General features: G+C 65.9%; 12 protein-coding genes. 8 read left to right on the forward strand and 4 right to left on the reverse strand.

Translation table 11 applies throughout. The features are described 5' to 3' along the window. Positions 1 to 6: 6 nt before the first annotated feature. Positions 7 to 936, reverse strand: coding sequence for a DmsE family decaheme c-type cytochrome (locus tag VGJ96_10370; protein HEY3287507.1), 930 nt, complete (start codon positions 934 to 936; stop codon positions 7 to 9). 629 nt (positions 937 to 1,565) lie between these two features. Between VGJ96_10370 and VGJ96_10375 the strand changes: the two genes are divergently transcribed. Then, positions 1,566 to 3,773: a glutamine synthetase III gene (locus VGJ96_10375; protein ID HEY3287508.1), complete on the forward strand. Its 2,208-nt coding sequence runs from the start codon at positions 1,566 to 1,568 to the stop codon at positions 3,771 to 3,773. A 126-nt stretch (positions 3,774 to 3,899) separates the two neighbouring features. Here VGJ96_10375 and VGJ96_10380 read toward each other — a convergent pair whose 3' ends face one another. Further along, the gene (locus VGJ96_10380; GenBank protein HEY3287509.1) at positions 3,900 to 5,084 is read right to left on the reverse strand and encodes a hypothetical protein; all 1,185 of its coding nucleotides are present in this window, start codon (positions 5,082 to 5,084) and stop codon (positions 3,900 to 3,902) included. Between the two features lie 300 nt (positions 5,085 to 5,384). On the opposite strand from VGJ96_10380, the gene VGJ96_10385 reads away from it, so the two are divergent. After that, positions 5,385 to 6,272 (forward strand): hypothetical protein, encoded by an 888-nt coding sequence (locus VGJ96_10385; GenBank protein ID HEY3287510.1) that lies wholly within the window; start codon positions 5,385 to 5,387, stop codon positions 6,270 to 6,272. Further along, positions 6,269 to 7,171 carry a phosphodiester glycosidase family protein gene (locus VGJ96_10390; GenBank protein ID HEY3287511.1) on the forward strand — a complete coding sequence of 301 codons (903 nt, stop codon included), beginning with the start codon at positions 6,269 to 6,271 and terminating at the stop codon, positions 7,169 to 7,171. The genes VGJ96_10385 and VGJ96_10390 overlap by 4 nt, the downstream gene beginning before the upstream one ends. A gap of 44 nt (positions 7,172 to 7,215) precedes the next feature. Here VGJ96_10390 and VGJ96_10395 read toward each other — a convergent pair whose 3' ends face one another. After that, the gene (locus VGJ96_10395; GenBank protein HEY3287512.1) at positions 7,216 to 7,896 is read right to left on the reverse strand and encodes a class I SAM-dependent methyltransferase; all 681 of its coding nucleotides are present in this window, start codon (positions 7,894 to 7,896) and stop codon (positions 7,216 to 7,218) included. 82 nt (positions 7,897 to 7,978) lie between these two features. Next, positions 7,979 to 9,340, reverse strand: coding sequence for a glutamine synthetase family protein (locus tag VGJ96_10400; GenBank protein HEY3287513.1), 1,362 nt, complete (start codon positions 9,338 to 9,340; stop codon positions 7,979 to 7,981). Between the two features lie 323 nt (positions 9,341 to 9,663). On the opposite strand from VGJ96_10400, the gene VGJ96_10405 reads away from it, so the two are divergent. The 5 genes from VGJ96_10405 to VGJ96_10425 all read left to right on the forward strand — a co-directional run bounded on the left by VGJ96_10405 (position 9,664) and on the right by VGJ96_10425 (position 17,113). Continuing rightward, positions 9,664 to 10,278 carry a hypothetical protein gene (locus VGJ96_10405; protein ID HEY3287514.1) on the forward strand — a complete coding sequence of 205 codons (615 nt, stop codon included), beginning with the start codon at positions 9,664 to 9,666 and terminating at the stop codon, positions 10,276 to 10,278. 396 nt (positions 10,279 to 10,674) lie between these two features. Further along, positions 10,675 to 11,103 carry an HD domain-containing phosphohydrolase gene (locus tag VGJ96_10410; GenBank protein ID HEY3287515.1) on the forward strand — a complete coding sequence of 143 codons (429 nt, stop codon included), beginning with the start codon at positions 10,675 to 10,677 and terminating at the stop codon, positions 11,101 to 11,103. A 70-nt stretch (positions 11,104 to 11,173) separates the two neighbouring features. Further along, positions 11,174 to 12,628, forward strand: coding sequence for a TolC family protein (locus VGJ96_10415; GenBank protein HEY3287516.1), 1,455 nt, complete (start codon positions 11,174 to 11,176; stop codon positions 12,626 to 12,628). Then, entirely contained in the window at positions 12,597 to 13,955 is a 1,359-nt protein-coding gene (locus VGJ96_10420) for an efflux RND transporter periplasmic adaptor subunit (protein ID HEY3287517.1), read from the forward strand. The genes VGJ96_10415 and VGJ96_10420 overlap by 32 nt, the downstream gene beginning before the upstream one ends. Beyond that, positions 13,952 to 17,113 carry an efflux RND transporter permease subunit gene (locus VGJ96_10425; GenBank protein HEY3287518.1) on the forward strand — a complete coding sequence of 1,054 codons (3,162 nt, stop codon included), beginning with the start codon at positions 13,952 to 13,954 and terminating at the stop codon, positions 17,111 to 17,113. Before VGJ96_10420 ends, VGJ96_10425 begins: the two co-directional genes overlap by 4 nt. Positions 17,114 to 17,141: the final 28 nt, after the last annotated feature.

Genomic DNA, 17,141 nt, shown 5'->3' on the forward strand with positions numbered 1-17,141 from the left:
GGTGGGTTACCGGATGAAGTAGGCGCCCGAGGGCGAGTTGGAACCATGGATGTTCAGGTGGCAGTTCGCGCAGGAACGTCCGACAAAGCGCGAGTTCACCGTCGGATAGCCGGACGGCGCGCCAGTCGGGGCGATCGTCACGCCCTGTTCCGTGGCGTACTTGTCAAGCGAGCCAAAGTGGCCTGAACCCGTGAGGTGACAGCCCCAGCAGAGGTTGGGCATCTTCTGGTTGAGCATCCGCATGTGGTTCGAGCCGTGCGGATTGTGGCAGGTCGCGCAGTCTTCGCGGACCGGCGCATGCTCGAAGAGGAACGGACCGCGCTTTTCCGTGTGGCAGGAGTAGCACAGCTCCGTCGCCGTCTCCGCCTTCACCATCTTCGGGGTGTTCCCCTCGTGCGGGTTGTGGCAGCTTGAGCAGCCCATCTTTCCTTCGCGCACCGGGTGGTGCGACGTCCGGTTCATCTGGGCGCGCTGTGTCTTGTGGCACGCGTAGCAGGTCTCGGCGTCCGACTTCGTCTTCAGCTGCGCCGTCGCCGACTTGGGGCTGTGCACACTGTGGCACGAGGCGCAGGAGACGTTCCGGCGCGCATGCATGCCGCTCACGTAGCTCTCCTGGTTGCCCTTTTCATGGCAGCTCAGGCAGTTCGCGTTCAGGTCGGCGGCCTTCATCTTCTTCAGCGACGGCACGGGGCCGTCCTTGCCTTCCGACTGTGCCTTGAAGTGCGCGTCGACGTCGTTGTGGCACTTCGCGCACGCCTGCTCGACCTTGGCGTGGGCCGACTTGTTGTACGCCGGCGTGAGAGCCTTGTCGTGACAAGACTCGCAATCCGACGCCTTCCACGACGCCGCCTGTGCTCCCGCTTGCGCGAAGGCTCCTGAGCCTACGAGCAAGGCGAGTGCCCCTGCCAGCATCGTGGTGAACCTGAAATGACGCATCGTGGCTCCTCCACCGCTTGGTCTCCGGGGTCATCCCGGAGAGTCTGGACAGCAAAAAAACCCCAACTTCGAGCCCTGCCCGCGCGGCAGAATGCGCAGCGCTAGTTGCAGTCTCATTGGGGGGCGGTGGCTTCAGACCAACTGAGCAATCAGGCCCAAAACGCCATGGAAGGATTGTGTCCGAACGCGGTACCGGAATCAATCGGAGGATTGGGAGTTCTACGTAGTCACTTTCCTTACGCATTTTCGGATCACGATAACTCTAGTTGGCAGTTGATTTTAGGCCAATCCTTACGTGAAACAGCGGGAACGCTCTGGAACCGAAGTAAATCCGTTCCAGGCTGTCGATCGGATGGGGTCATTCTTCATCTCGCTTGACGCTTCGGCAGAGCTTGCGTTGTTGGAGTGAGTTTCCCGTATTGATCGGTGTAACTATCTGCAATGACTGCGGTTAATAGACGCCACGACGATCGATTCACCATATGTTGTGATTTCTTTGCAGAAATTGCAGTCAGGTGTGTACTCTATTTGCTTGATGGCAGTTGATTTCGAGTTGTTGTACTCGTATAATTGTATATTCTGCACTTTCTGCAGAGCACCCGCCCATTCTCTATCCCGGTAGAGCCCACATGAACCCTCGCGTTGCCGCTATCAGGGCCATTGCCTCGCGCGTGGTCACACCGCCCGACATCCCTTCCACCAAGGAAGGTGGAGAGCCGATCTCGCACTACTTCGGATCGCTCACCTTCGGCGCGCGCCAGATGCGCGACAAGCTCCCCAAGGAAGTCTTCGCCAAGCTCAACTCGGCCATCCGACTCGGCAAGAAACTCGACGTCGACATCGCCCCCACCGTCGCCCAGGTCATCAAGGAATGGGCGATGTCGAACGGCGTCACCCACTTCTGCCACTGGTTCCAGCCGCAGACGGGACTCACCGCCGAGAAGCACGACGCCTTCTTCTCGTTCGATGAGAACAAGCTCCCCATGGAGTCGTTCACCGGCGAGCAGCTCATCCAGAGCGAGCCTGATGCGTCGTCGTTCCCGTCCGGCGGCCTCCGCGCCACGTGGGAAGCGCGCGGCTACACCGCGTGGAACCCGGCGTCGCCCGTCTTCATCATGGATTCGGCCGGCACCAAGACGCTGTGCATCCCCTCGGTCTTCATCGGCTACAACGGCGAGGCGCTCGACGAAGTCACCCCGCTCCTCCGCTCGTCCGACGTGCTCTCGCACAAGGCCATGGAGGTGCTGGAGCTACTCGGCGATAAAGGCGCGATGCGCGTCTACACGACGATGGGCGCCGAGCAGGAGTACTTCCTCATTGACCGCGGCCACTTCTCGCTGCGCCCCGATCTCGTGATGGGCGGCCGCACGCTCATCGGCGCCCCGCCGCCGCGCGGACAGCAGCTCGAAGACCACTACTTCGGCGGCATCCCCGAACGCGTGCAGGCCTGCATCGCCGAAGTGGAGTACGAGCTCTATCGCCTGGGCGTGCCCATCGTCACGCGCCATAACGAAGTCGCGCCCTGCCAGTTCGAGATGGCCCCCGTCTTCGAGGAGACGGACATCGCCACCGACCACAACCAGCTCGTGATGGCGATCCTCCGCAAGGTGGCCATGCGGCACGGACTCGTCGCGCTACTGCACGAGAAGCCGTTCGCCGGCATCAACGGCTCCGGCAAGCACTGCAACTGGTCGATGTCCGTCGCCTCCGACAACGAGCTCGATGGCGTCAACCTGCTCAAGCCCGGCAAGACACCGCACCAGAACCTGCGCTTCCTGCTGTTCCTCGCCGCGGTCCTCAAGGCCGTCTTCAAGCATCAGGGCCTCCTGCGCGCCGGCATCGCCACCTCCGGCAACGAGCACCGACTCGGCGCCAACGAAGCGCCCCCGGCCATCATCTCGGTGTTCCTCGGCGCGATGCTCACCAATATGATCGAGGACATCGTCGCCGGCCGTACAGGCACGTCAGCCGATGCCGCCATGATCAAGCTCGGCGTCGCCAAGCTCCCCGAGATTGCGCAGGACAACACCGACCGCAACCGCACGTCGCCGCTCGCGTTCACCGGCGCCAAGTTCGAGTTCCGCGCCGTCGGCTCGTCGCAGTCCATCGCCTTCCCGGTGATGGTGCTCAATACGGTGGTCGCCGAGGCCATTGGCGAGCTCACCGCCGACCTGAAGGACGAACTCAAGAAGACCAAGAGCATTGACGACGCGGTGCTCAAGGTCGTGCGCATCGCCTTCAAGGAGACGGCGTCGATCCGCTTCGAGGGGAACAACTACTCCGAGGAATGGGTGAAGGAGGCCAAGACGCGCGGCTTGCTCAACCTGCGTCGCACGCCCGAAGCGCTCGACTATCTCAAGGTCCCGACCACGCGGAAGCTCTTCACGGCACTCGGCATTCTGTCCGAGGCCGAACTCGAGAGCCGGTATCACGTGCGCATCGAGCGCTATACGAAGGACATGCTCATCGAGATGCACACCATGCGCGAGATGGCGGACACGATGGTCATCCCCGCGGCGTTCAAGTACCTCGGCGTCGTCGCCGATGCCGCGCAGAAGTCCAAGGCCGCCGGCATCAAGACCAACCCCGCGGCCGCCGCGGCAACGACGCTCGCCAGGCAGATCACCGATCTCCAGAAGCGCACCGCCGCGCTCCGCGCGGCCGCCGAGAAGGGCGACTCGATGCACGAGACGCCCGGCAAGTGCGCGCAGTTCCTCACGAGCACCGGAGCGGATTGCATGGCCAAGGTGCGAGAGGTTTGCGATAGCTTGGAACTCACTATTGGTGACGAGTTCTGGCCCCTACCGAGATATCGTGAGATGGTGTTTCCGGTTTAGAGAAACAACAGAGAGCCAACAGAGAGACAACAGAGGCCCGCCATCTCCACTTGGGCGGGCCTCTGTGCATCACCTTCGCGCCCCTTCGCGCCCTTCAATCTTCGTGGTGGCAGTTCGCCCAGCAGCCTATCTGATTCTCGCCCGCTCCAGTCGCGCGCCCTTGTCGTCGAGCACTCCGAGGTACACGACGCCAGGGCCGAATCCGGAGACCACGCGGCCGAACGGCAGGCGCACACGGTCCACGAGCGTTCCGCTTGCATCCACCACGTCGTACACCGGGCCGGTGTCGGACAGGGCCGTCGTGCGAATCCAGAGCCGCCCCTGCGTGTCGACGCTCATCGCTCCTGTGCGGAAGGCCGGGCGGTAGTCCGCAAGTTCCTTCGCATCAACCGGCTGGTAATTCGGCACCTGAAAACGCACGGGCGGCGCCCGCATCGCGGCGCCGCCGACCGGCACACCTTCGCCCTCGCCCCCGTTCACCTGCTTGTTCAAACGCTCTCGCTCGGCTTGCCATGCCACGTTCGCCGAGTCGATGAGTCTCACCTTGTCATCGTCGCTCATGCGCTGCCAGCCGAATGGCACCTTGGGCGTTGACGAGCGCGCTCCGTCAGGCGCGAACCAGTCCACGTGATAGTCGCGACCGCGCAGTGCGGCGATGCGTCCATCAGCAAGCAACACCCAATCGTCCACCACGGGCATCGGGTTGGTGCGTACGGTCGTAGCGAAACCCTTGTCCGTCTGCCGCACCTCAAACCGCTCGGTCGGCTTCTTCACCCACGTGATGGTGTCAATGGACTTTTCGCGCAGATCCACGCGCACAATCGGCGCCGAGTCCGGCGGTTGCGGCATAATGAACGGCTTCCCCGGCTCCGGTGGACCGGTACTCGCACCGCGACGATCAGCGGGCGCGAATCCGCGATAGACGATGCGGCCGAGTGGATCCACGCCGGGCGTGCCGAACGGCCCGCCGATCATGAAATCGGCATCCCGTGGCCGAGGAATCGCCATCACGCGAACCGTTTCGCCGGCAGCGTCAATCACCGTCATCGTGAGCGCCTCGGGATCGATGAACAGCGACGAATCGCCCCGGTACGGAATGAGGCCGGCGATGCGGCTGTTGTATCCCGCGCCGCTCGCCGCGGACGTGTCGAGGACGGTGCGTCGCAGGAGAAGCAGCGAATCCAGCAACACCACCTGCCGTCCCGTGAGGTCATGCACGAGCACTGCCCCATTCGGCAGCGACCGCACAAGCGACACGGAGCGCAACAGGCCTTCGGGCGAGACGCTGACCACCGGGCCGAGTGGCCGCACGGGCGGCACGCGTTGAGCGCCGAGGGAAACGGCGGGAGCACAGACTGTCAGGAGAAGAGCGGCACTGCTCGCGTGTATTCGCATAGTGGTCCTAACTTACCAATGTCACGCCTTGTCACGCAACGAGATCTTGCTCTCACTCGATTCGGCAGCGCCTACATTTCACCTTCGCGCCTCTTCACGCCCGCTCGTGCGCCTTCGCGCCCCTTCGCGCCCTTCGCCCTTCGTGGTGGCAGTACAGTTGATCCCGCCCCGTCACCACACCACCTTTGCACGGGTCCGCCCCACCAAGAGGCCCCTATGTCTCTCCGCCCGATTGCGCTTGTTCTCCTGCTCGCCCTCGTCGCCGCCCCCGCCAATGCCCAACTCGGCGGCCTCGCCAAGAAGATGAAGGACAAGGCCATGCAGGCCGCCGCCGAGAAGGCGGGGCTGGACACCAAGAACGCGCCGACCCCGCCGACGTACGACGACGTGATTCTCGAACTCACCGCGCCGCGCGTGGATGCGCTGCTCAAGGGACTCGGCGCGGCGCAGGCCGTGCTCACCGCCAACGGGGGCATTCCCGCGATCCTCAAGGAGCGGGAGGCGCTCGAGGGGCAGATCTCGACGCTCAACGACCGCGCCAATGCAGTGAGCTCGGGCTACGAGAATGCGCGGAACCGCTGGTCGAGCTGCGAGAACGATGCCCAAGACGCGCTGAGCAAGAAGCACGAGGACGAGGTGCGCAAGGCAACCGCCGCCATGATCGCCAATCCTGCTGCGGCCGCCGAGCGCACGCGGAACGCCTCGGTCTACCAGCAGGAGCTGGCCAAGGCCGTGGCCGACAACGACAGCGTTGCGCTGAAGAAGGCGACCAATAACTACTACAAGATCTGGGGCGTCGACCTCACCAAGGACGATGCGTTCATCACGGCCAAGTGCGGGGCCATGCCCGCCAAGCCGCAGGCCATGATCGAGCTCGACCGCGCCAACGATCGCAAGGACTCGCTCGACATAAAGGCGCGCGCCATCGAGACGCGCGCCGTGCTCGAGGGGAGCAAGGCGTCGGGACTCACCGAGCAGCAGTTCGCGATGGCACGCGAGCGCGCCCAGATGGCCGTGACCGGCACGCGCACGCGTTTCTCCAAGGGGGAACTCGCGGCGATCGACGCCCGCAAGGCGGAGCTGCTCGCCTATCTCAAGCCGTGATTCGTACCGCGGCGCTCGTGCTCGCCGCGGCGTTCGTCGCCGCGGGCGAGCCGGCGACGCTCTCGGTGCGCGGCGCCAACGGCCGCACCGCGTGGTGGCGGGAGGACCGTGCCCCGGTGCGATGGGAGCACGCGCATCCGGTCGTCACTCACGCCATCGTGTGGCATCGCGGCGCGCCCGGTGTCGAGTGGGGCGAACTCTCGCTCGAGGCCGGCGGCGAGGCGTGGCGCACGCGCGTCATCATCGCGCGGCTCGATCCGCGCCGAGTGCGCTTTGACGTGCAGTGGGGTGTCGACAGCGCGGCGCAGCCCGCCTGGTCCATCTCCAGCGCGCCAACGAATGTGCGATTCGCCGTCAACGCCGGACAGTTCACGGCCACGTTGCCCTGGGGATGGGTGGTGGCCGGCGGACAGGAACGGCTTGGGCCGGGACGTGGCCCGCTCTCCAGCGCCTTCATCATCGACCGAGAGGGCGCGGTGCGCATCGTGGACGGCGATACCCTCGCCGCCCTGCGACGGAGCGGCGACATCGCCGCCGCGTTTCAGTCGTATCCGTCGCTCCTCACTGGCGATGGCGATGTGCCAGTCGCATTGCGCGCGCCCTGCGCCATCAACTGTACCCACCGCGATGCGCGACTCGCCATCGGACTCGACCGAAACGGATTTGTTTTGGTGGCGCTCACCCGCTTCGACGCCGGCGGCGAAGCACTCGGCTTCATCCCGCTGGGCCTCACCGTTCCCGAAATGACCGCCCTCATGGGCGCACTCGGCGCGCGCCAAGCGATGCTCTTGGACGGCGGCATCTCCGCGCAAATGCTCGTGCGCGATGCGCGCGGATCCGCCCACACCTGGCGCGGCGTCCGCCGCGTCCCGCTCGGCCTTGTCGCAATTCCGCGATAGGCGGGACCCTTACTGCAACTGCATACCACATCGCGGAGACTCGACTACCGCAACTCAGCGACGATCGTCAGGTACTCGTTCACGAAACCTTTGGTGACCGTCAGCTGCACGCGCTTGGCGAACACGCGCGGATGCCGGACGTACCACCGCAGCAGGCCGCGTCGCCGGTCGTGGGAACGCACGCCGTGCCCGTGACCGAAGATATCGCCCAGTGAAATCCGCTGAGACTGCTCCAGCGCGCGAATCTCCTTGAACCCGTGCGCCGAGAGCAGTTGCCGGAACGAGGCCCGCGTGAAGTCGTGCAGGTGGTGCCGGTTGCTGTCGGTGCAAACGGTCACGGGCACCGAGGCGATGAACCGCCCGCCCTTCGGGAGCACCTTCGCCACGTGCGCCACGTAGGCAGTCGGATTGGGCAGATGCTCCACCGTTTCCATGCTTACCCACACGGAAGGCTGCGGTGTGGGCGCAAAGCGCAGCGCGTCGGCCTCGAAGTACGTGATGCCGTCATGCGCATGGCGCGAACGCGCATACTCCAGCGCGCCACGGTCCAGGTCCACCCCCTGCACCGACCGCGCCCCCGCTTGCAGCAACACCTCGCTGCCGAATCCCGTGCCGCACGCGCAGTCCACCACGTCGGCATCGCGCACGTATTCGGCAGCCAGCGTGTAGCGCTCCTGGTGCAGCGCCAGCAATGCCCTGTCAAATGCCGCGTCAGCAGGCAGCAAGAGCGGATCAAGCCGCTCGGAAGTGTAAGGAAGAATCTTCTGTTGTCTCTCTGTTGTTTCTCTGTTTTCTCTCTGTTGTTTTTCAGTACTTCGCCAAGTACTGCGCCAGCTCCCACTCCGACACCTGTGTCACGTACTCTCTCCACTCCTGTCTCTTGGCATCTAGGAAGTGTCGAGTGACATGCTCGCCGAGCGCCGCGCACATCTCCTTGTCCTTCTCGAGTTCGTCGCACGCCTCGTTGAGGTCGTGCGGCAGGTCGTCGATGCGCAGGCGCCGCTTCTCGCGGAAGCTCATCTCCCAGATGTTCTCGTCCACCGGCTCGCGGCTCGAGGCCTCGGTCTCGAGCCCATCCAGTCCGGCCGCGAGCATGACCGCGAGCGCCAGGTACGGGTTGGCGCTGGGATCGGGCGACCGCAACTCCACGCGCGTTCCCGTGCCGCGGCGCGCCGGCACGCGAATCAGCGGCGACCGATTGCGCATCGACCACGCGACGTTCACCGGCGCCTCGAATCCGGGCACGAGCCGCTTGTACGAGTTCACCAGCGGATTGGTGATCGCGCTCATCCCCCGGGCGTGCCGCAACAGGCCGCCAATGTAGTGGTGTGCCACCGATGAGAGCTCAAACTCGCCCTTCGGATCGAAGAAGGCGTTCTGCCCGTCCTTGAACAGCGACTGGTGCGTGTGCATGCCGCTGCCGTTCTGTCCATAGATCGGCTTGGGCATGAACGAGGCGTGCATGCCGAACTGTTGCGCCACGTTGCGCACCACGAACCGGAAGGTGGCAAGCGCATCGGCCGTGGTGAGCGCGTCGGCGTACCGGAAATCGATCTCGTGCTGTCCGTGCGCCACTTCGTGATGCGCCGCCTCGATCTCGAATCCCATCTGCTCCAGCGCATCCACGATCGCGCGCCGCGCATCTTCGCCGAGGTCCACCGGGCCGAGATCGAAGTACGACCCCACATCATGCGTCGTCGTGCTTGGCGCGCCGTCGGGCCCGAGCCGGAACAGGAAGAACTCCGCCTCCATCCCGGCGAACATCGTGTACCCCAGTCGTGCGGCGCGCGCGACCTGTCGCTTCAGGACGCCGCGAGGATCGCCGGCAAAGGGCTCGCCTTCCGGCGTCGTGATGTCGCAGATGAGCCGCGCCACCCGCGCCTGCGGGTCGCTCCACGGGAAGATCCGGAAGGTCTCCAGGTCCGGCCGCAGCAGCATGTCGCTCTCCTCCACCCGCACGAAGCCTTCGATGGAGGAGCCGTCGAACAGGATGTCACCCTCGAGCGCCTTCTTCAGTTGCGACGTCGGAACTTCGACGTTCTTGTTGACGCCGAGAATGTCGGTGAACTGCAGCCGGACGAAGCGCACTTGATGCTGCGCCACAATCGCCATCAGGTCTTTGGCGGTCACGCCACGCAGGTCGCTCAGCAGGGCTCGAGAGGTGGTCACGGCAGGGTAGGACGAGGGTCAGGGCCCGTCTCGTCGGGATGCGGGCCGGGTGGTGGAGTCTGCGCGTCTGGACGCCTGATTGCAATGCGCACTGCGTCCAATTTGGGGCGGCCGACGTTAGTTTTCCGCTGATCGGCGGCCCCGTCGCACCGCTTACCATCTTCCGACTCCCAACCGTGTCTACGACCTGTCCTCGCTGCCACGAGCCCGCATCCGGCAAGTTCTGCGCAAACTGCGGCTCCGCCCTCCAGGGGGCCCAGTGCCCTGACTGCGGCGGTGCGCTCACCCTCGGCGCGCAGTTCTGCCATCACTGCGGCACCGCCATGAAAGGCGTGGCGTCCGCGGCTCCAAGTCGAGTGCCGTGGATCGTCACCGGTGTCGCCCTCGTGGCCGTCATTGCGCTCGTCCTCTTTCAGGCCTCGCGGTCGGCGACTGACGAGGGCCCGGCAAGCGCGGGCCAGACCGCGCCGATGATGGGCGGCGGAAGCGGCGGCGGTGGTGTGCCGGACATCGCCTCGATGTCGCCGCAGGAACAGGCCGACCGGTTGTTCAACCGCGTCATGTCGTATGCCTCGGAGGGCAAGGCCGATAGTGCGGCCATTTTCGCTCCGATGGCGCTGCAGGTCTTCGACATGCTCGCGCCGCTCAACGTGCACCAGCGGTACGATGTCGGCCTCGTGGCGCTCGTCTCGGGACAACTCGGCCGGGCGAAGGTCGAGTCGGATACGATCCTCATCAAGAATCCCAGGGATCTCCTCGGCCTGACGCTGGCCATGCGCGTGGCCGAGGCGTCGAAGAACAGTGCGGCAGCGGGCGACTTCGGCAGGCGGTTGCTTGCGGCCGAGCCGGCGGAGCGAAAGACCAAGCGTGAGGAGTACGAGTTCCACGGCAATGACATCGATGCAGCCATCAAGGATGCTCGTGCCAGAAAGCCGTGAGGACGCGCGCGATCTCCGCTATATATAGTGCGGTTGTGGCAATTTTCGCGACATAACAAAGCCAGTATAGCGATTTAATAGCGTCACTATGGCAGGGTGGTGTCGCCAGTGGGTTGGGTTCGTTCGAACTACGGAGACGCATCGTCCGCTGTCAGGGAGCCATTCGTACGTCGCCTTTGGAACTCGCTTTCCTTCGGAAGGCGCTAGCTGCTTGATGAACGCACGTTGCGTTCGACCCGACGGACATGAGGCCGGAATGACCGAGCACGCGGTGAACTCGACCGTCCAGCGCATCTCGCAGCTGTTGCGCGGCACGCCGGAGCCGGCTGCGTATCGCGTGCTCATTGTGGATGACGAAGACGCCCTGCGCACCGGCCTCGTGCAGTTCCTCCGGCCGTGCGGCTACGAGACCGTTGGCGCACGCAACGGCGACGAGGCGCTCGACGCCGTGCGCGACGGCAAGTTCGAACTGATGCTGGAGCGACACGCCGTGCAGTCGAGGTCCTCACGCCGCTCAGGCGCCTCGCCCGCGTCGTTCCGTCCGGCCAGGACCATCAGGAGCACTGGAACGGCCGTGGCTATCCGCGCGCGCTGTCCGGCCAGGACATCTCCCTCGGCGGACGCATCCTGCACGTCGCGGATGTCTACGACGCCATGACCTCGCCCCGTGCATTCCGCGAAGCCAGGACGCCGCAGGAGGCCATGGCCATTCTTTCCGCGGAGGCGGGCGCCCAGTTTGACCCGGCCGTCTTTGACGCCTTCCGGAAGGTCGTTCAGCACCGCAAGTCGTTAGTCTTCCTCAACGTCGACGATTCCGGCAGCTGATCAGACTGCACGGCGCGCTCCTGCGTACCGACCAACGCGCGCCGGGAGCGGCGCGTTTTCCTTATTACAGATGCGAACGCCCTTCTTGATACTCGCCGCCGCAACGATTGCGGCTTGCCCGGCGCCGACTTTTGCCCAGCGCGCCGATACGCTCCGTCTTTCCATCGAAGACGCCGTCACCCGTATGCTGCGGACCAGCGACGAAGCCCGCGCCGCCTGGCAGCTGGTGCAGTCCACGGACGCGCAGGTCACGGCGGCCCGCGCGGCCGGGCTGCCGCAAATGCGCCTCACCAGCAGCTACCAGCAGGTGCTCAAGAACGCGCGCGCCGAGATGGTCAGCCAGATCTTCGGCCAGAAGTACACGTACAACACGACGCTGAACACGCAGCAGGCCCTGTTCCAGGGTGGCCGCATTGTCTCGGCCGCGCAGGCGGCCAGCAGCGTGCGCGGCGCGGCGCGCATGGATCACGCCGAGACGCGCGCGCGGCTCGCCGTCGATGTCCAGCGCGCCTATCTCAACGCCTCGTATCTCGCGAAGCTCGCCCAGCTGCAGGCGGAGAACCTCGCGTTGGCCAGCGGGCGGGTCACCCAGACCGAGCAGCTCTTCAGTGCCGGACGCGCCGCCCGGTTCGATGTGCTGCGGGCCCGGGTGGAGCGCGCCAACCTCGAGCCGCTTGCATTGCAGGCCGTTTCAGACCGGGACGTAGCGCTCCTCGAGGTCCGGCGACTTCTCGACATCCCCGTGGATCAGCCGCTGGAACTCACCACGGTCCTCGACCCGGCCGCGGTGAAGTCCTTCGCCGACCGGGTGACCGCCGACGCCGCCCCGGATGCCCCGCGCGCGTCGGTGCGTTCGGCCGAGTTCACCGCGCGGGCGCGGCGGGCCAGCGTGCGCGTCGCACGGGCTGACCTGCTCCCGCAACTAAACTTCGCGTTCAACCTCGGGTATCTCGCACTGCCGACGCTGAACGGGTTCCCGATGCGCATGGGCAGCGTCACCGCGGCGGCGTGCCCGCCCGGCTCCGCCGCCGGAAAGGCCTGCCAGAACAACGGCTGGTTCCCCGACCGGAACTTCACCTTCTCGTTCTCGTGGAACGTGTTCGACGGCTTGCGCGCCAAGGGCAACCTGGATTTGGCGCAAGCGCAGGCAAAGATCGCCGAGATTACGCTGCGTCAGGTGCGCGAGGCGGCCATTCTCGAGGTCTCCCGGGCCCGCAATGAACTCGCGCGCGCAACCGCAGCTTTTAGTGCCCGGCAGGAGAACTCGGCGCAGGCTGATGAAGCCTACCAGCTCGCCGCGATGCGATATCAGCGCGGACTCAGCACCCAGCTCGAAGTGTCCGACGCTCAGTACCAACTGCTCACCGCACGGTCCACGGAGGCGAAGGCAACGTTCGACCTCTACCTGGCCGTGGCCGATCTGGCCCGCGTCCGCGGCCGTGACATTCCGCTTCCAAACGGGACCACAATCCCCGTGCGCACCGATGCCCGCAATGCACTCTCTGGTCCCCTTCCGATTCGTTAGCGCGGTCGCTGTTGCCGCGCTGTGCACCTCCGCCTGCGGCGGCAAGCCCAAGGATGCCGCGGCGGGGCCGCCCGCGAGCGGCGCCGCGCCAGGCGGTCCGGCGGCGTCCGGCGGTGCGCGGGGCAGCGGTGCGGGTGGCGCTGCCGGCGGCGGTCCGCGTCGCACCGCCGCCGTGGTGCTTGGCGTGAATGACGTGGCCAAGGTTGCGCGCGGCAACATCGAGGCGGGCATTCCGATTGCGGGTGATCTTCGCCCGATCGAGATCCTGAGCCTCAAGTCACGGCTCGAGGGCAACGTCGAGCAGGTCTATGTCCGCGAAGGCGACCGCGTGCGCGCCGGTGCGCCGCTCGCCCGCTTCGAGGCCGTGGATTTTGAGAGCGCGCTGCGCTCGGCCGAGGCCGATGTCGTGTCGGCCCGCACCGCGGCGACAACCGCGCAGTGGAACTACGACCAGTCGCGCGACCTGTTCAAGGCGGGCGCGATCGCCGAGCGCGACCTGCGCGCCACGGAACAGGCGGCCGTCGCCGCCAAGGCGCAGCTGGCCGCCTCCGAGTCGCGCCTGCGCGCCGCCCAGTCGCAGATGCGCGACACGCGCATAGTCGCGCCGGTGAACGGCACCATTCAATTCCGCCGCGTCCAGGGCGGCGAGCACATCCTGCGGGGCGCCGAGTTGTTCACGCTGGTCCGCAGCGAGGTGCTGGAACTGACGGCTGCCCTGCCGGCCCGTCGCGCAAATGAAGTGAAGCCCGGCCAGATGGCGCGATTCCTCGCGGACGGCAAGACCTTCACGGGACGCGTGGCTCGCGTCAGTCCGACCATCGATCCGGCATCGCGTTCGATCACGGCCTACGTGCAGATCCCGAATGCCAATGGCGAGCTCAAGGGCAATACGTTCTCGAGCGGCCAGATCATCGCGCAAACGTTGTCCAACGTGCTCGTGGTGCCGCAGCCGGCGGTGCGTTTCGGCCAGGACGGCAAGCCGTTCGTATACCGCATCACGGGCGGCGAGCTCGAGCAGGCCTCGGTAACCGTGGGGGTGATCGACGAGGCCCGCAGTCTCATCGAGGTCAAGGATGGGCTGCAGGTCGGCGACCAGGTGGTCGTCGGCAACGTCGGAACGCTGGGTCGCGGCATGAAAGCGCAGATCATCGGCAATGAACGCGGCGCCGGCCCCGGTGGGGCGCGCGGCGGTGAGACCCGCGAAGGCAGCAGTGCCGCTCCGGGCGGCGGAGCGCGCCGGTCGCGTGGTGACAGCATGGGCATTCCGGGCACCAAGGCGGCGCCCGACAGCTCGCTGAAGGGCAAGAGCGGGCGGAAGCCGCAATGATCCTCTCCGACGTCTCCATCAAGCGTCCCGTTTTCGCGACGATGATGATGCTGGCGCTCGTCACGCTCGGCATGGTGTCGTACAAGCGGCTGGCCGTCGACGAATACCCGGACGTCACCTACCCGATCATCAGCGTGCAGGTGTCGTATCCCGGCGCTTCGCCCGAAGTGGTGGAGCGCGACGTCATTCGTCCCATCGAGACCGCGCTCAACACGGTCGAGGGACTGTATGAGCTGACGTCCACGTCGTCCGAAGGCGGCGGCAACGTGCGCCTGCAGTTCAAGCTGGGTGTCGACCCCACCAAGATGCAGCCGGAAGTTTCCGCGAAGGTCGGGCGCATCCGCCGCCAGCTGCCGCGCGACATCACCGAGCCGATCGTCACGCGCTTCGACCCCAACGACCAGCCCATTCTGGCCGTCGCGGTCTCCAGCAAGGAACGCTCGCTGCGCGAACTCACCGACCTCGGCGACCAGGTCATCCGCCCGCGGTTCGAAGCGGTCGAAGGGGTCGGTGGTGTGCAGCTCAGCGGTGCCGCCAGCCGTGAAATTCACGTCGAGATCGATCCGCTGGCCCTGCGCAGTTTCGGCCTGACGCCCGACATGGTGTCGGCCGCGCTGGCCCGCGAGAACCAGGAAGTGCCGGCCGGCCGCATTCGGAAGGGCGACACCGAGCGCAGCGTGCGCGTGACGGGACGCATCACCGACCCGCGCGCCTTCGCCGATCTCATCGTGTCCGTGCGCAACGGGGCCCCCATTCGCGTGCGCGACGTGGGACGCGTCATCGACACCATCGCCGAGCGCCGCACCGCGTCGCTGCTGGGCGAACTCCCCACGCTGACCATCGACGTGCTGAAGATCTCCGGCGCGAACACCGTGGCCGTGGCCGATGGCGTCAAGGAGATCATCAGCGAGGTGGAGCGCACGCTCCCGCAGGACGTCACGTTGCGCCTCACCCGCGACGATTCGCGGCGCATTCGGCAGGCGCTGGACGATGTGCAGCTCACCATCGTGCTGGGCGCGATGCTCACGGTGATGATCATCTACCTGTTCCTGAACTCGTGGCGGTCCACGGTCATCACCGGCCTGACGCTTCCGGTGTCGATCATCTCGTCGTTCTTCGCGATGTGGGCGCTCGATTTCACGCTCAACACGATGACGCTGCTGGCGCTCTCGCTGGCCATCGGCCTGCTGATTGACGATGCCATCGTGGTGCGAGAGAACATCATCCGGCACGTCGGTCTCGGCAAAGACCATCACCGGGCGGCCAAGGATGGCACCGACGAGATCGGTCTCGCGGTCTTTGCCACGTCATTGGCCGTGGTCGCCGTCTTCATTCCCGTCGCCTTCATGGGCGGGATGATCGGCAAGATCTTCTATCAGTTTGGCATGACGGTGGCCTTCGCCGTCAGCGTGTCGCTGTTCGTCTCGTTCACGCTCGACCCGATGCTCTCGAGCGTCTGGCGTGACCCGGATGCCGAGGAGCACGGCCCGGAGGCATGGAAGCACGCCGGACCGATCCGGCGCATCGCACTGCGATTCGATGCGTGGTTCGAGAGCATTGCCGATCGCTATCCGGGATGGCTGCGCATTGCGCTGGCCAATCGGTGGAAGGTGCTTGGCGGCGCGGTTGCCTCGATCGTGGTGGCGCTTGCCATCGTCCCGGTGCTCGGCTTCACCTGGATGCCGGACGCGGACACCGGCGAGTTCTCCATCAACTACCGCGTGCCGCCGGGCTCGAGCCTGGCGTACACGCTGAGCCGCGCCCAGCCCATCGACCGCTATGTGCGGACGCTGCCGGAGGTCGACTTCACGTCGTTCTCCGTCGGGGGTCGCGGCGGGGCGACCGGGGGCGGCATCAACGTCCGGCTGGTCCCCAAGTCCGAGCGGTCTCGAAGCCAGTTCGAGATCCAGGAAGCCATCCGCAAGGAACTTCCCAGGTTCCCCGGCCTGACGGCAAACATCAGCGCCGGTGGATCGATCTTCGGCGGCCGTGGCTCGCCCATCTCCATCAACGTGCAGGGACCCGAAGTCACGCGGCTCAAGCTCATCGCGTCGCAGGTCAACGACGTGGTGAAGAACCTGCCTGGCGTCGCCAGCACCCGATCGAGTGACGAAGGCAACGTGCCGCAGCTCGATGTGCGCGTGGACCGCCAGCAGGCGTGGGCCGCCGGGCTCGGCATCAACAACATCGCGCAGACCTTGCAGCCGCTCTTCACCGGCCAGCGGGCCACGACGTGGCAGGATCCGCAGGGCTACTCGCATGACGTCGTGGTGATCTACCCCGATTCGCTCCGCGCCAGCGCCGCGAATGTGGCGGAGATTGCCGTCAATGGCTCCGGCACGGACGCACGCACGGGCCTGCCGGCGTCGGTCCTGTTGTCGCAGGTCGCCGAGGTGCGACCGGGTGTCGGGCCGCAGCAGATCGAGCGCCGCGCGCTCGAGCGCCAGGTCAAGATCGACGTGCAGGTCATTCCCGGCACGCCGCTGGGACGGGTCGCCGACGCCGCGCGTGCCGCACTGGACTCCATCGTCCTCCCGCCGGGCTATCGCACCGTCTTCACGGGCGACGTGCAGAACATGGAAGAAACCAAGGGGTATGTCGCCGAGGCGATTATCCTGGCGGTCATCTTCATCTACATCATTCTGGCGTCACTCTTCGGCTCGTTCATCCAGCCGCTCGCCATCATGCTGGCGCTTCCCTTGAGCTTCCTCGGCGTCGCCATTGCCCTGCTGGTGACCAGAGGGACGCTCAACGTGATGTCGATGATCGGCATCATCATGCTGATGGGCCTCGTGACCAAGAACGGCATTCTCCTGATCGACTTCGTGAACCAGCGGCGCGATGCGGGTGAATCGCGGCTCGATGCCATCCTCGAGTCGGGCCGGATCCGCCTGCGTCCGATCATCATGACCACGGTGGCCATGATCTTCGGCATGTTCCCGCTGGCGTTCGCGCTCGGCGAGGGCGCCGAACAGCGCGCGCCGATGGCGCGCGCCGTGATTGGCGGCCTGATCACGTCCACGCTTCTGACCTTGTTCGTCGTGCCAGCCATGTACACGGTCCTGGACGACGCCGCGGAGCGTTTCCGCGCACGCGGACGCGCACGGGCCGTGCATCGCCCGGTGGCGGCCGAACCGGATACTGGGACCCCCGCTTGACGAGGATGCTCGCGGAGTGTATTCAGCG

The organism is Gemmatimonadaceae bacterium (assembly GCA_036504815.1).
Taxonomy (GTDB): Bacteria; Gemmatimonadota; Gemmatimonadetes; order Gemmatimonadales; family Gemmatimonadaceae; genus PNKL01.

Coding starts and splice junctions, on each gene's coding strand:
- VGJ96_10370 (HEY3287507.1), bottom strand. CDS start 936: ATGCGTCATTTCAGGTTCACCACGATGCTGGCAGGGGCACTCGCCTTG.
- VGJ96_10375 (HEY3287508.1), top strand. CDS start 1,566: ATGAACCCTCGCGTTGCCGCTATCAGGGCCATTGCCTCGCGCGTGGTC.
- VGJ96_10385 (HEY3287510.1), top strand. CDS start 5,385: ATGTCTCTCCGCCCGATTGCGCTTGTTCTCCTGCTCGCCCTCGTCGCC.
- VGJ96_10405 (HEY3287514.1), top strand. CDS start 9,664: ATGAAAGGCGTGGCGTCCGCGGCTCCAAGTCGAGTGCCGTGGATCGTC.
- VGJ96_10415 (HEY3287516.1), top strand. CDS start 11,174: ATGCGAACGCCCTTCTTGATACTCGCCGCCGCAACGATTGCGGCTTGC.
- VGJ96_10420 (HEY3287517.1), top strand. CDS start 12,597: ATGCACTCTCTGGTCCCCTTCCGATTCGTTAGCGCGGTCGCTGTTGCC.
- VGJ96_10425 (HEY3287518.1), top strand. CDS start 13,952: ATGATCCTCTCCGACGTCTCCATCAAGCGTCCCGTTTTCGCGACGATG.